Genomic DNA, 14,947 nt, shown 5'->3' on the forward strand with positions numbered 1-14,947 from the left:
AGAAAAATTTGATTGGAGAGACTTGCTAATTATGTTTGAGACGATTTTATTTCCCATCGACCACAGCCGCGAAAGTCGTGACGCTACCAGTAGTGTGATCGAATTAGTCAAAATCTTTGACAGTCGTTTGGTGCTGTTGTCGGTGGTGGAAACGACACCCACCGGAGAAATTGCCGCCGACGATAAGATGAGTTCGATCGAAGCGGTGGATAGATTGTTACAATCGGCCCAGGCCGTTTTCGCCCAAGCTGGCATCAAGGCGGAAATGATTGAAAGGGAGGGAATGCCTTCTTTTGTCATCTGTGATGTGGCCGATGAAATTAATGCTCACCTGATTGTTATGGGTTGTCGCGGTTTAGGATTAACTAGCGAAGGTGTGTCCGAAAGCGTCACCACCAAAGTTATTAACCTTGCCCCCTGTCCAGTGTTGATTATCCCTTAATCAGTGAGCAGTTATCAGTGAGCAGTTATCAGTGAGCAGTTATAGCGTTTCCTAAGCTAGTGAGGTACACCTATTTTTCTTCCCTTTTGCCTCTTGCATGAGTGCATGAGTGCCTAAAACCCATAACTTTTGTAGCTCAGCAGACTGAAAAAGGCTATATCATACTAAATCCAGTTATTAAAGACTGATTATCTATTCCTCCTTTTGCCCCTTGCCTCTTGCCTATCCTGATATGTAGCCTATACTCAACGGATTTAGTATCAGATGTGAGTTTTCAGTTCACTGATTACTGTTTACTGTTTACTGGACGGCTACGCCGTGCCTTTGGCAACACTGAAACAAAGCTCCCCACTCCCCCGTCTCCTGAGAGAAATGTAACGAATTGTGAGAGTTTCAGCCGTCAACCCTTGAAAACTCGATCGATGGGGTTGCTTGAAGTAATTCTTAGGCCTAAAGTGTAATCTTAAAGTTTTATGATCAATTTTCCTGTTGATCGGAAAAAGGAGAACTCAAACACAATGGCTGAAACTGGATACAAACAGGTGGTGACACCCTACAATGATGATCCGTTCATTGGTCATCTAGCTACCCCCATTTCCGCTTCTGGTTTTACCAAAGCTTTTATTGGTAACTTACCTGCCTATCGTCCCGGTCTAGCTCCGATTCTGCGCGGTCTAGAAGTGGGTATGGCCCACGGTTATTTCCTCGGTGGTCCCTGGGTTGTCCTGGGTCCCTTGAGAGACTCGGAATATGCTAATCTCGGCGGCTTAATCCCCGCTTTGGCCATGGTTCTCTTGGCTACGGGTTGTTTAGCTAGTTATGGTCTTGTCTCTTTCCAAGGTAAGGCCGCTAGTGGTGATCCTCTGCAATCCTCCGAGGGTTGGAGTCAATTCGCAGCCGGTTTCTTTATTGGTGGTATGGGTGGCGCTTTTGTGGCCTATTTCCTCCTAGAAAATCTTGGTGTCGTTGATGGCATCATGCGCGGGGTTTTTAATCAATAATTAACCCTTGTTCTACCTGATTATCATTTCCTTATTTTTTTACTAGGAGCATTTGACATGACTGGTGCCTACGCAGCTTCTTATCTGCCTTGGATTTTAATCCCAATCGTCTGTTGGTTAATGCCAGCCGTGGTTATGGGGTTGTTATTTATCTATATCGAAAGTGAATCCTAATTTAGCCTAGGATTCCTACAATTAAGGACTTGAAAATTAGCTATGTGATAGTTAGTTTTCAAGCCCTATTTTCTGAGGAAAAAGGAAAAAATTGACCAGATGAAAATGAGATGCACCCCTACCCCCACCGAAAAACTTTTTGCCGCAAACCCCACTTATAAAGCGGTTAGATAGCGGATTTTTTCCAACAATAGGGAGGGTTGAATCGGTTTGAGGAGATAGTCATCAATGCCATGACGACCGAGGAAATTAACGCTGATTTCAGGGGTATCATTCAAGATTAGCACTTTACTGGCTTGAGTTTGCCTGGATTTTTTTAAGAGATGACAGAGATGATATATATCGGGCATTTTCCGATCAACAATTATAATACTTGGCTGCACGATCTCAATTTTTTTGATAGCGGAGACACTATCGATTAACCAAATAACTTGATAATGTGCCACCATCAATAACTCACAAATAAGATTGGCAATTTCTTCGTCACTTTCAATTAAAACTATAGTGGGATGGTGCTGATTAAAATGGGGATTATGATCCGAGGGTTGGGGTTGAGATTTGGGTGGCTTTTGTTGAGGTAAACGGACGGTAAAGATGGAACCTTTATCTAAGCAAGATTCTACCTCGATCGTGCCGCGATGGAGTTCCACTAATTGTTTAGTTAAAGCCAGTCCTAATCCCATACCACCATAACGACGTTTACGAGAGCCATCCAACTGGGTAAATTTTTCAAACAGAAGCGGTATTTTTTGAGCAGGAATGCCGATGCCCGTGTCCTCTACCTGAAAAATGACCTGACTGCCTTCTTTCCACAGTCTCAGCGTGACAGCACCCTGTTCGGGGGTAAATTTCAGGGCATTTTTTAACAAGTACAAAAGTATCTGCTGAACTCGATCGTAATCGGCATAAAAATAATGCTCTTTTTCGGTGATTTTCATCTCTAAAATCAGATTAATTTCTTTAATTTCTGCCTCTGTTTTGATAATTTCTAAAACATGATTACAGAGATATTTTAGCGAAAATTGTTTAATATCTAAAACGGCTTTGCCTGCCGAAATTTGCGAGAAATTAAGCAAATCATTAATTAATTCTAATAATTTATTGCCGTTATCCTGAATAACTTTTAGATAGTGTTTTTGTTTATCGGGAGGTAAAAAATTACTGGTTGCCGAGCATTTTTGCAGGGTACTGGACAAACCGATAATACAAGTTAGGGGAGTTAATAACTCATGACTCATATTATTTAAAAATTCACTTTTGCAGAGGTTAGCGGCTTCCGCAGCCATTAAAGTATCTTGTAATTCTTGGGTTCTTTCGATTACCCGGCGCTCAAAAATATCTTTTTGTTCCTGTACTTGGGAATATAATTGCGCTTGATAGATAGCGATGGCGAGATGTTCACCAATCTGACCTAAAAATTTCTTTTCCTGCGGCAACCATTGGCGTTTTTCTCCACATTGATGGGCAATTAATAAACCCCACAATTCTTCTTGTACCACAATGGGAGCGATTAATTTTGATTGCACTTGGTGTTGTCGCAAAAATTCGGACAAACAGAAGGAAGAAGAATAGTTAACATCCACATCATCCACGGCCAGAATTAATCCTTGACGATACTTTTCCTTGTATTGGGGAATATAGGAAAAACAATCGTCTTCGGGGGTTAAATTTAACACGGAATTTATCTGGTCGGAAATGCGCGACTCGGAAGTTATTTTTCCCTTTCCCTCACCGGTATCGGGGAAAAATTGATAAATTAACAATCGGTCCACTTGCATAAATTCCCGCGCTTCCCTAACCACGGTTTCCAGAATCACCGGTAACTCCAGACTCTGACGAATTTGGGTGATGACTTGGTTTAATAATCTTTCCTGTTCGATTTGTTGGGATAGGGCAGCTTCTACTGGTTGACAAACGGAGAAGATGCGGGGACAACCCCCATCAGCAGACGGAGCAGAAATTATCGAGAGAATTTTGACTAAAATTTTATTTTGAAAACTGCTGACATTAATGGATAGAGGCAAATTTAAAATTTGATAACCCTGCTGAATTTTCGAGTGGTGGAGAGACTTGACGGCCAGTCCTTGCAGAAAATTTTTAATCGTGTTCGTTTCAAAACTAATGCGGACTTCGTACTGAAAATTATGCCCTTGGGGACTGGCTAACAATAAAGCTTGTAGGTCAGTGGAAAGCAAGAGTTGATAGATTTCCCCCGTCTGTGGGGGAATATCTCTTTCACTGAGACTAATCCTGGGCCCTGTTACCTGTATTGCCAACTGTCCCCACCAAGAACGAATTTGTTCGAGGTGAGTAGATGACAACACTTGACAGCAAACATAAGCGGGAGAAGCGTTCATTTATCAGTTATCATTTATCAGTTATCATTTATCAGTTATCAGTTATCAGAAGGCAGCAGATAGAGTGGTCGGGTTTTGGGGTGTTGAGGTCTTGGGGTGTTCGGTTTTTGGGGTGTTAGGGTGTTAGGGTTTTAGTTGAAATTCCCCCACTTCCCCACTTCCCCACTTCCCCACTTCCCACTTCCCAAACCTCAGTTATCAGTAAGGGGACTGGGGTTTGGGTTTTGGTCAAGTTTTCTTAATCCCTATTCCCTATTCCCTATTCCCTGTTCTTTAAATTGCCGCAGACAGATATAATCATCTCTATCTACCTAAGAATGATCCCTCGATCGAGACCCTGATTCTCAAAACCTAATCATTATTTAACCTGACTCTCAAAACTTATGCACCGAATTGCTCCCCAAGCGGGAGGTTGGACAGCAGATACCGAAGGGGTGATTATTATTGACCAAAATCCGGCCCCGATTGTTCTCCTCACCATGGCTGATACCGATATTCAAACTCTAGCGGCAGCTATCGACCATCTACCCGATAATTTTCCCGCAATTCGCGCCCTGAATTTATCGCAGTTACAGCAGCAATACAGTATCGATAACTATGGGGACAAGGTACTATCCCAAGCAAGAGTGATTATTCTTCGCTTATTGGGGGGACGGGGGAGTTGGTCCTACGGGTTGGAAGTAGTTAAGGAAATTGTCGAGGAAACCGGTGCGACTTTATTTGTCCTCCCGGGAGAGGATAAACCGGATTTAGAGTTGATGAGTCATTCCACTGCTTCCCTGACTACTGTTAACCAGTTATGGTGCTATTTCACGGAAGCAGGGATAGATAACTGGATTAATGCTGCTAAATTTATCGCGCATACCTGTCTCCATCTCGACTATTCTCCCTCTCCACCTAGGGTTGTCCCTAGGTGGGGAATCTATTCCCAGATAACCCTATCCCAACCCCAAGCACGGACTTGGATACTTTTCTATCGTTCCCATTATCTCGCAGGTAACACCAAAGCTATCGATGCTTTAATCACTGCTTTCACCCAAAGAAACATTGAAACTGTCCCTATCTTTCTCTCCTCTCTCCGGGAAATCGAAGTGCAAGAGGAACTATTAACCCTCTTTTCCCACCATCCCCCAGACCTAATTCTCGACACCACTAGCTTCTCTATCCAACGACCGGAAGACAAACAACATCATCACTTCTGGCAGTCCCTCAATAAACCCATCTTCCAAGTTATCCTCAGCAGCAGCAGTTTAGAAGCTTATCAACAGGGTTATCAAGGTCTTTCCCCCCGGGATGTGGCCATGAATATCGCTTTACCGGAAATGGATGGCAAAATTATCACCCGCGCTATTTCCTTTAAATCTGTCCTCACCCGACATCCCAAACTAGAAACGGAAATAGTTATCTATCAACCCCTCCCCCACCGGGTTGATTTTGTCGCTGATTTAACCGCAAACTATTGTCAACTCTCCTCCCTTCCCAACTCCCAGAAAAAAATTGCCCTCATTTTCCCCAACTATCCCAATAAGGATGGTCGTATCGCTAACGGAGTCGGTTTAGATACTCCCGCTAGTGGTTTGGAAATTCTTCGCGCACTACAAACCCAAGGTTATACCCTCACCGACCTCCCCGACCATAGTGATGAATTAATGCGATTGCTTATTTCCGGTATCACTAATGACCTGGAGACAAGGGAATTAAAACCTATCTATCAATCTCTCTCCCTAGAAGCATATCTAGATTATTTCTCCTCCCTTCCCCCCGATAATCAAAGCGCTCTGCTTGACCGTTGGGGACATCCAGACAAGGATTTTCCTATCCCGGGCCTCCAGTTAGGTAATGTCTTTATCGGTATTCAACCTTCTCGCGGTTATGACCTTGACCCGACTCTTAATTATCATTCCCCCGACCTGGAACCTACCCACAGCTATCTCGCTTTTTACCATTGGTTACGACAGGAATTCCACGTCACTGCTGTGATTAATCTCGGTAAACACGGCAATTTAGAATGGCTACCGGGGAAAAGTCTCGCTCTTTCTCCCCATTGTTATCCCGAAATTGCTTTCTCGTCGCTGCCGAATTTTTATCCGTTTATTGTCAATGACCCCGGAGAAGGTTCCAACGCTAAAAGACGTTCCCAAGCTGTTATCATCGACCATCTCACTCCCCCAATGACGCGAGCGGAATTGTATGGGGATTGGGAAAAGTTAGAGTCCCTCATCGATGAATATTATCAAGCAGAATCTCTTGATCCTTCTCGTTTAGCTCTGATTCGCGAGCGGATTAACGATCTGGTGGCGAAAACTAATCTCGATCGAGAGCTAGGCACGATTAGCGCCTCCTTTGGTCAATTTCTCACCGTCGTGGATGGTTATCTCTGTGAACTCAAGGAAGCACAAATCCGCGACGGTTTACATATCTTCGGTCAATGTCCCCAGGGTCAGCAGTTAATTGATTTAATCCAATCGATCGCTCGTTCTCCCAGTCCCGACCGCCCCGGTTTAACCCGTTCGATCGCCCTTGACCTCCATCTCGACTGCGACCCCCTGACGGAATATAACGATACTACTACTTATCTGGAAAGTCTCGCTCAGGATTTAATTAGCCAGAAAATTGAACCTGTAGGCGAAAATACGGCAAAAGAATTGGTTTGGCTAGAAAATCAGTTAATTCCTGCTTTAAAACAAACCCCCGATGAACTCACCTATCTCTTAAAAGGTCTCGCTGGCCAATACGTCCCCAGTGGTGCTTCCGGCGCTCCCACCCGCGGCCGTCCCGATGTTCTCCCCACCGGCAGAAATTTCTATTCCGTCGATACCCGCGCAATCCCCACAGAAACCGCGTGGGAAGTGGGAAGAAAGGCCGCAGAGGCACTAATTGAACGTTATACCCAAGAAAATGGCGAATATCCCCGCACTTTGGCGATTTCTATCTGGGGAACTTCGACGATGAGAAATAGTGGCGAAGATGTGGCCGAAGCCATGGCTTTACTGGGAATTCGTCCCCTTTGGGACGGTTTTTTCCGTCGGGTGGTCGGGTTTGAAATCCTTACCCCGTCTAGCTTAGGCCGTCCTCGTATTGATGTGACCGTTCGGGTATCGGGCTTTTTTAGGGACAGTTTCCCCAGCATACTACATCTTCTTAATTCTGGCATAAATGCGGTAGCTTGTCAAGAGGAAGAGGAAAAAATTAATCCTTTAGCGGCGAAAGTCAAGACAGAGAGGGAGTTTTGGCTAAATCAGGGCTTAGGAGAAAAAGAGGCGAAACTGAGAGCTACTGCCAGAATCTTTGGCTGCAAACCGGGTGCTTATGGGGCCGGTTTACAGGGGTTAATCGAGTCACAAAACTGGCAAAATGATCAAGACTTAGCTAATGCTTATATTAACTGGAGTTGTTATGCCTATGATAGTCAAGGAACTGCCCATTCTTTACCGGAAGTATTGAGAAATAGACTGCAAGAATTAGAGATAGTGCTGCACAATCAGGACAATCGAGAACACGATATTTTCGACTCCGATGACTACTATCAATTTCAAGGCGGCTTAACTGCCAGTGTCCGGGCATTAACCGGCAAAAATCCCGTCACCTATTTTGGTGATCATTCCCGTCCGGAAAATCCCCGCATCAGAACCCTAGAGGAAGAAATTCGCCGGGTTTACCGTTCGCGAGTGGTTAACCCCAAATGGATAGCGGGAGTGATGCGACACGGCTATAAAGGCGCTTTCGAGATGGCTGCAACCGTAGATTATATTTTTGCCTACTCTGCCACTACTCATCTGGTGGAGGATTTTATCTATCAGGGAGTAGCCGAAGCTTATTTATTTGACGAGAAGGTACAACAATTTATTCAGGAGAAAAACCCCTGGGCATTGCGAGATATGGCCGAAAGATTATTAGAAGCTCAACAACGGGGATTATGGACCCAGGTGGACCAAAAAACTTTAGATCGATTGAGGGCAATTGTCCATGAGGCCGAAGGAGCGATCGAATCGGGTCAGTAATTAGACCTCTGGCAAAAATCAAAAATCTGACCTTAGGTGAGGAGTCAGTAGCCAGTAGTCAGTAGTCAGGAGAATTAAGAATGAGCATTAATCAATTAAATGCTCTATCTAAGGATTTTATGCAATTTTATGCCTATTTTTCTCATTTTTGAACTCTCAAAAATTAATTAGGCAAGAACTCTATTAATAACTGGTCTAGAATCAATCTATACTATATATTCTCCGGGGAGAAATTGCTCAAATTACTTTAGTAATGAGAAACGGGACTAAATAATGGACGGAATTGAGGGATTGAGGATTAAAAATTATCGAGCGCTCAAGGATATAACCCTGGGCAAGTTATGGAATACTCAAAATCGAGATTCTCTGACACCGATGACGGCCGTTATCGGCAAAAATGGTGTGGGAAAAAGCACACTTTTTGATGCGTTCGGTTTTTTATCTGATTGTCTTAAAGGAGGAGTAGAAGAAGCTTGTGATGCGCGAGGTCGGGGTGGGTTTGAGCGTCTTCGTTCCCAGGGTCAGGAAGGAAGCATTGAATTTCAGATTTACTATAAAGAAGATTACAATTCCCGACCAATTACCTATGAATTAGCTATTGATCTAGATACGGATAATAGACCTTATGTAAAAAAAGAAAGACTCAGACAGAGAAGAAAAGGTCAAAAGACCGGATGGCCTTTTTCATTTTTACTCCTCGATGAAGGGAAAGGAATCGTCTGGAAAGGAGAAGAAGAAGGGAAACAAGTAGAAGAAGGTCAAGACCATTTTGATTTATTTAAGTTAATAGAAAAAATTCAACGAGAAGCTGATGAGGAAAGCAAGGAAACCGAGTTAGTGGAACTGAATGATAAGCGCAAACTAGGAATTGCTACGTTAGGTTCTCTCAAACAGCATCCGAGAATTTCCCTATTTCAAAGATTTATTGAGGGATGGTATCTCAGCTATTTTACTCCCGATGCCGCCAGAAGTTTGCCCCTAGCCGGACCCCAGAAACATTTGAATATCCATGGAGATAATCTCGGTAATGTGGTGCAGTTTATGGAAAGAGAGCATTCCAAGAAATTTCAGAATATACTTAATAGTATTTCTCGTAAGATACCGGGTATAGAAAAAATTAGCACCGAAAAAAGTCCCGATAATCGACTACTATTAAAATTTAATGATCGGGGATTCCAAGACCCATTTTATGTACAGCAAATGTCCGATGGTACTTTAAAAGTATTGGCCTATCTCTTACTGTTAGAAGACCCTTCCCCACCGCCATTTATCTGTATTGAGGAGCCAGAAAACGGCTTATACCATAAACTATTAGAAACCTTGGCTCAAGAATTTAGAAAACACGCCACAGGACAGAGAGGAAGTTCTCAAATTTTTATCACCACTCATCAACCTTATTTTGTTGATGCTCTCCAGCCGGAAGAAGTTTGGATTCTGGAAAAGGGTGATGATGGTTTTTCTCGGATTAAACGGGCCAGTGACAATCCTTTAATTAAGAATCTCGTCTCAGAAGGATTGCCCCTTGGTAGTCTTTGGTATAGTGATTACTTAGATGAGAGATAAGGTCATGCACTTTGAAATTTTGGTCGAGGATTTGTCGGGAAAAAAAGCACTTGATATTCTAATTCCTAAGATTATTGACATGAATGCAGGTCATACATTTAGGGTTTATTCCTATAAAGGCAGTGGTCATATTCCCAGAGACTTACAGTCTGTTTCCGATCCTAGTAAACGGATTCTTCTTGAGCGACTACCTAAACTGATTCAAGGATATGATAAAACTTTTTCTAGTTACTCTGATAATTATGCTGCTGTACTGATTGTGGTTTGCGATCTGGATAATCGATGTTTTCGGAAATTTCGACAGGAATTAAGCAATTGTCTGGAAAAATCTGCTATCAAATCCCAAATTTACTTCTGTATTGCTATTGAAGAAGGAGAAGCTTGGTATTTAGGTGATATTAATGCCATAAAAATTGCTTATCCCCATGCCAAAAGTGCTATCTTGGATTCCTATATTAATGATAGTATCTGTGGTACTTGGGAAAAACTGGCAGATGCTATATACAGAGGTGGAGCGAAACAATTATCTAAGTTAGGTGGAGCTTCTGTGGGTCAAGAGAAAACAGTCTGGGCAGAAAATATTTCTCCTCAGATGAATGTGGACATTAATCGATCGCCCAGCTTTGGCTATTTTCGAGATAAACTACGTCATCTCAGTCAGGAAGAATCAACAACTTTAGTACAGCCTTTCTCATAAAGATGAAGTGTAACCTAATTTGGTATTAACGACCGACTCCCCAAAACGAAAACTTCCCATCTCACCATTCAGATAACTGCTGTGGGTGCTGAAAACTCAAATCTGATAACTTACAGAGGAATGTAGCGAAATATACGGAGCGATCGAACCGATTTGTAATATATGTGGCCTATAAAATAGGATGATGCGAGCGTTGTCCACACTTGCATCGGGAGGGAACCGTGACGACTTTTCTGGCTTCGCTCAATTTACTGCCTTCTAGTTCTCCCGCTGCCAATTTTCGCACTGGAGAATGGACTTTTCCCACACTCTACTCCACTCTGGCTCCCGCTGCCCTAGCAGATTTGGTTTTTTCTCGTTACGAGATTGATATGCCGAAAAATTGTCAATTTTGGCATCGGGGTTTAAGTGATGTGTATCTCCTCGAAACCCTGACAATTCCCTACATTTTGCGCGTATCTCACTGCCATTGGCGCAGCAAAATGGAAATCGACTTCGAGTTAGAATTATTAGATTATCTCGATCGCTCTCAGGTTCCCGTCGCCGCGCCAATTCGCAGCAAAAACGGTGATTTATCCCTAGAAATTAATGCTCCGGAAGGGAAACGTTACGCCGTCCTCTTTCCCTATGCTCCTGGGGGAATTGCTATTGGGGATATAGATATAGAACAAGCCTATCATTTAGGGGCGATCGTAGCTAATTTACATCGGGTGACGGCAGATTTTCAACCCCTAGCCTATCGTCATCCCCTCAACCTCAAATATCTTCTCGAGGATTCCCTGCAAATTATCGCACCTTTTCTGCACCAACGACCGAGCGATCTAGACTGTGTTTTAGAAACCATTGGGGAAATAGAGGAAGAAACCGCCAAATTACCGACAGAATCTCCCTATTGGAGTATTTGTTGGGGCGATCCTCATAGTGGTAATGTACATATCACCCCTGATAATCAGATGACCCTATTTGATTTCGATCAGTGCGGTTATGGTTGGCGAGTTTTTGATATCGCTAAATTTTTGCAAGTTTCCCTACAATCCGGCTTAAATCGCCAGATTCGCCACAGTTTTATCCAAGGTTACAATCAAACAGTGCCTTTAACTGATGGTGAATTATCTTGTCTTCAGTATCTCACCCAAGCGGCCTATATTTGGTCTTGGTCAATTAGCTTAAATAACCTGCGTTTAACCGATTATAGTCGTCTCTGTGCTAATTATTTTAGTAGCCGTTTAGCTATTCTCAAACGTTTAAGAACCCAAGAATGGGAATTATTCTAAGCAGCCTTAATCCTGTTGGTGACAGCAGTCCCTAACTAACCAAGATCAACTTTCTGGCTGGTCAATGGCCAAACGAGGTATCGATCCCTGTATGCTGATAAGTATAGATAATCACTAGGTAAAGACTTTCTTCTCCATCTGCCAAAAGTGAAGCAAGCTTTACCGCTCTTGAATAGTCTCTCACAGCCTTACAGACAGATGGTATTATGTCCAGAAGAAAGAAGAAGTTTCCCTGTGGTCACAAGGGTTATGGCCAAGTCTGCCATCATTGCGCTCAACTAGATGCCGCTTGGGAAGAAAGAAAACGTCAAAAAAATGCTTGGGAAGCCACTTTTTCCCAGGATCCGATCGATCTGCGGGAATTACCGAAAAATGTGGTACTTAAAGCTAGGGAAATCCTGCAAGGATTGCAAAATCACCGCAATTATCGAGATTTCCACGGTAAACGATTGCGACACGATCGCTTTATTATCAGTATCCCCGTTACCCGCAATTATCGCCTCATCTGTCGCGACCACGGCAATCTTCTCGTCCCAGAGGCGGTGATCTCTCACGAGGACTATAATGTCTGTAAACCGGGTAGGTGAAGCTAATCTTTAGTTCACCTCGGAAGATTTATCCCTGTTTATATCTCCCCAATCCGGCAACCAATTTTCATCGAGAATCTCCTCTAGATTAGCTAACAATTCCCCGGGGAAAATACTGGCATCTAATTCGGTTTCGTCAATAAGCAGATTGCGAGCATCGAGATAACATTTTGCTAAAATTTCCCTTAAATAGGACTTTAAACTGGGACTATCTGCTAAAAGATCAGCAATTTGTAGGCGAAAATTCCTGATTTCTTTTTTCCATCCCGCTTGGTTGTAATCTCGTTGGGATTGCCAGTAGGTTAACTTCAGTAAATGTTCTAGAAGTCGAGTTAAGAGACTCTTAAGCGCTCGTCGATTATTTTTTCCCAAATCTGCTAACTCCTCTAATAAATTCGGCCAATCTACCGCTTGAAAATCCCCCCGACGCAATTGGTTGATAGTGTTTTCTAACCAAAGTTGATAATCGCTATCGTAAAGATTTGGGATGGTAATATTCATGATTTTTTACTCCTTAATTGCACTGTTCAGAATCCTTGCTGATAGCTTCCCAATCCGGCAGCCAATTTTGATCGAGAATCTCCTCTAGATTAGCTAACACTTCCAGAGGGAAAATACTAGCATCTAATTCGGTTTCGTCAATAAGCAGATTGCGAGCATCGAGATAACATTCCTGCAAAATTTCTCTTAAATAGAGCTTTAAACTGGGACTCTCTTTAAGAATTTTTTTGATCTGAATCCGAAAATTGCGAATTTCTTTTTTCCATCCAGCTTGATTATAATCCCGTTGGGATTGCCAGTAAGTTAACTTCAGTAAATGTTCTAAAAGTCGAGTTAATAAACTTTCTAATGCTCGTCGTTCACTTTTCCCCAAATCTGCCAACTCCTCTAATAAATTTTGCCAATCTACCGATTGAAAATCCCCCCGACGCAATTGGTTGATAGTGGACTCTAACCAAAGTTGATAATCGCTATCGTAAAGATTTGGGATGGTAATATTCATGATTTTTTACTCCTTAATTGCACTGTTCAGAATCCTTGCTGATAGCTTCCCAATCCGGCAGCCAATTTTCATCGAGAATCTCCTCTAGATTAGCTAACACTTCCCCAGGGAAAATACTGGCATCTAATTGGGTTATATCAATAATTATCTCCCGAGCATCGCTGTAACATTCCTCAAGTATCTCGCATAAATAGGGTTTGAGACTGGGACTATCTCTCAGTAATTTCTTGATTTGTTTCCGAAAGGTTCTAATTTCCCCTTTCCATCCAGCTTGATTATAATCCCGTTGGGATTGCCAGTAAGTTAACTTCAGTAAATGTTCTAAAAGTCGAGTTAATAAACTTTCTAATGCTCGTCGTTCACTCTTTCCCAAATCTTCCAACTCCTCTAATAAATTCTGCCAATCTACCGCTTGAAAATCCCCTTGACGCAATTGGTTGATAGTATTTTCTAACCAAAGCTGATAATCGCTATCGTAGAGAGTGGGGATGGTAATATTCATCATTTTTAAAATGGGTAAAAATCAGGAAATAAGGTGCAGGTATCTAAACTATAGAAGAAATTTGGGGCTAATCAATCAGCTAGTTTTGCCAGTTTAGCCGAATTATCCTCTCGATCACATCTAACTGCGAAAAAAACCGCCAAAAAGAGTGATAATAAACCTACCTATTCCCAGAGTAACAAGGAAAGCCCGATGGTGAAAACAGTCATAGGTGTCGATTTAGGTGGAACCGCTATTAAAATTGGTAAATTTGACCAAGAGGGCAATTGTCTCGAATCTCTCACCTTGCCCACTCCCCAACCCGCTACACCCAAAGAAGTCGCCCTTACCATACATCAAGGCATTTGTCAAGTAAATTTAGATAAAAGTTGTCAAGCCATCGGTGTGGGAGCGCCGGGTCCGACGGATGCTCAGGGAAGAATTGCCAAAATAGCGATTAATTTGGCAGGATGGCGGGATATTCCCCTGGCCGATTGGTTAGAAGAAAGTACGGGAATGCCGACAATTTTAGCCAATGATGCCAATTGTGCCGGTTTGGGAGAAGCTTGGTTAGGAGCGGGCAAACGCTTTCAAAACTTGATCCTGTTGACCTTGGGAACGGGAGTAGGAGGGGCAATTATCCTCGATGGTAACTTATTTGTGGGCAGTAAGGGAACGGCCGCAGAATTAGGCTTAATAACCCTCAATTTTGACGGTCCATTGTGCAATAGCGGTAATCAGGGTTCCTTGGAACAGTACGCCTCCCTGCAAGCTATTCGCCGGATGACTGGCAAAGAACCGAAGCAATTGGCAGAATTGGCCGAAAAAGGCGATCAAGGGGCTTTACAATTTTGGCAGGGTTACGGTTGTTTACTGGGGGCTGGTATCGCCAGTTTACTCTATGTTCTCACCCCAGAGGCGGTAATTATCGGCGGCGGTATTAGTGCCAGTGCTAAGTTTTTCTTTCCCTCTCTCCTCACAGAAATCGAAAGACGGGTTTTACCTAGTTCCAGAGAAGGATTAGAGGTATTAACGGCTGAGTTAGGTAATCGCGCCGGGATGGTGGGGGCTGCTAAATTAGCTTGGCAATTAATCGACCTTCCCAGAAAGTAGAAATACCGACAGATTCCACATTCTCTTCTAGGTTGAAAACTGTTGCTTTATCCCAATTTAACTTACGCGCTAATTCTTCCTGGGTCAGTCCAGCTTCTTCTCTTGCCTGCGCTAATATAACTCCCAGCTTGAAACTGAGATAACCAGACTCGAAGCCTTGGCAAAATTGACTGTCAGTTTGTTTTCTTCTGTTAATATATTGTTCCACATCACTCATCGTCGAATCTCCTGTTTAAGTAGTCTCGTTTTCGTTG

14 protein-coding genes are annotated in these 14,947 nt (G+C 43.0%); 9 read left to right on the top strand and 5 right to left on the bottom strand.

From position 1 onward, the window contains the following. Positions 1-31 precede the first annotated feature (31 nt). The 3 genes from O9323_RS10530 (at position 32) to O9323_RS10540 (ending at position 1,617) form a co-directional block, all read left to right on the top strand. Positions 32-442: a universal stress protein gene (locus O9323_RS10530; protein ID WP_002736789.1), complete on the top strand. Its 411-nt coding sequence runs from the start codon at positions 32-34 to the stop codon at positions 440-442. Positions 443-960: 518 nt separating this feature from the next. After that, positions 961-1,443, top strand: coding sequence for a photosystem I reaction center protein subunit XI (locus tag O9323_RS10535; protein ID WP_002737469.1), 483 nt, complete (start codon positions 961-963; stop codon positions 1,441-1,443). Positions 1,444-1,500: 57 nt separating this feature from the next. Continuing rightward, a complete protein-coding gene (locus O9323_RS10540) occupies positions 1,501-1,617 on the top strand; it encodes a photosystem I reaction center subunit VIII (protein WP_002737043.1) in 117 nt (38 codons plus the stop codon). A 155-nt stretch (positions 1,618-1,772) separates the two neighbouring features. Here O9323_RS10540 and O9323_RS10545 read toward each other — a convergent pair whose 3' ends face one another. Continuing rightward, a complete protein-coding gene (locus O9323_RS10545) occupies positions 1,773-3,974 on the bottom strand; it encodes an ATP-binding protein (RefSeq protein ID WP_024969229.1) in 2,202 nt (733 codons plus the stop codon). Positions 3,975-4,357: 383 nt separating this feature from the next. Between O9323_RS10545 and cobN the strand changes: the two genes are divergently transcribed. The 5 genes from cobN (at position 4,358) to O9323_RS10570 (ending at position 12,096) form a co-directional block, all read left to right on the top strand. Continuing rightward, entirely contained in the window at positions 4,358-7,975 is a 3,618-nt protein-coding gene (gene cobN / locus O9323_RS10550) for a cobaltochelatase subunit CobN (RefSeq protein WP_004157831.1), read from the top strand. A 273-nt stretch (positions 7,976-8,248) separates the two neighbouring features. Then, entirely contained in the window at positions 8,249-9,538 is a 1,290-nt protein-coding gene (locus O9323_RS10555; RefSeq protein ID WP_004157832.1) for an AAA family ATPase, read from the top strand. A gap of 4 nt (positions 9,539-9,542) precedes the next feature. Continuing rightward, entirely contained in the window at positions 9,543-10,235 is a 693-nt protein-coding gene (locus O9323_RS10560; protein ID WP_288125071.1) for a DUF4276 family protein, read from the top strand. A 221-nt stretch (positions 10,236-10,456) separates the two neighbouring features. Continuing rightward, positions 10,457-11,509: a phosphotransferase enzyme family protein gene (locus O9323_RS10565; protein WP_288125072.1), complete on the top strand. Its 1,053-nt coding sequence runs from the start codon at positions 10,457-10,459 to the stop codon at positions 11,507-11,509. 206 nt (positions 11,510-11,715) lie between these two features. Further along, complete coding sequence (locus O9323_RS10570) at positions 11,716-12,096, top strand: DUF7682 family zinc-binding protein (RefSeq protein WP_002747647.1); 381 nt, start codon at positions 11,716-11,718, stop codon at positions 12,094-12,096. Between the two features lie 9 nt (positions 12,097-12,105). On the opposite strand, the gene O9323_RS10575 is transcribed toward O9323_RS10570, so the two are convergent. From O9323_RS10575 to O9323_RS10585, 3 genes are read right to left on the bottom strand one after another with little or no spacing between them, the layout of a single operon-like run. Continuing rightward, entirely contained in the window at positions 12,106-12,597 is a 492-nt protein-coding gene (locus O9323_RS10575) for a DUF29 domain-containing protein (RefSeq protein WP_149106525.1), read from the bottom strand. A gap of 13 nt (positions 12,598-12,610) precedes the next feature. Then, positions 12,611-13,099 carry a DUF29 domain-containing protein gene (locus tag O9323_RS10580; protein ID WP_004157849.1) on the bottom strand — a complete coding sequence of 163 codons (489 nt, stop codon included), beginning with the start codon at positions 13,097-13,099 and terminating at the stop codon, positions 12,611-12,613. A 13-nt stretch (positions 13,100-13,112) separates the two neighbouring features. Then, a complete protein-coding gene (locus O9323_RS10585; protein WP_149106526.1) occupies positions 13,113-13,604 on the bottom strand; it encodes a DUF29 domain-containing protein in 492 nt (163 codons plus the stop codon). A 189-nt stretch (positions 13,605-13,793) separates the two neighbouring features. Between O9323_RS10585 and O9323_RS10590 the strand changes: the two genes are divergently transcribed. Then, on the top strand, positions 13,794-14,693 hold the full coding sequence (locus O9323_RS10590; protein ID WP_004157851.1) for an ROK family protein: 900 nt from the start codon (positions 13,794-13,796) through the stop codon (positions 14,691-14,693). On the opposite strand, the gene O9323_RS10595 is transcribed toward O9323_RS10590, so the two are convergent. Next, the gene (locus O9323_RS10595; protein WP_004157852.1) at positions 14,653-14,910 is read right to left on the bottom strand and encodes a helix-turn-helix domain-containing protein; all 258 of its coding nucleotides are present in this window, start codon (positions 14,908-14,910) and stop codon (positions 14,653-14,655) included. The genes O9323_RS10590 and O9323_RS10595 overlap by 41 nt on opposite strands. Positions 14,911-14,947 lie beyond the last annotated feature (37 nt).

This window comes from Microcystis sp. LE19-131.1A (assembly GCF_027532015.1).
Lineage (GTDB): Bacteria > Cyanobacteriota > Cyanobacteriia > Cyanobacteriales > Microcystaceae > Microcystis > Microcystis ichthyoblabe_A.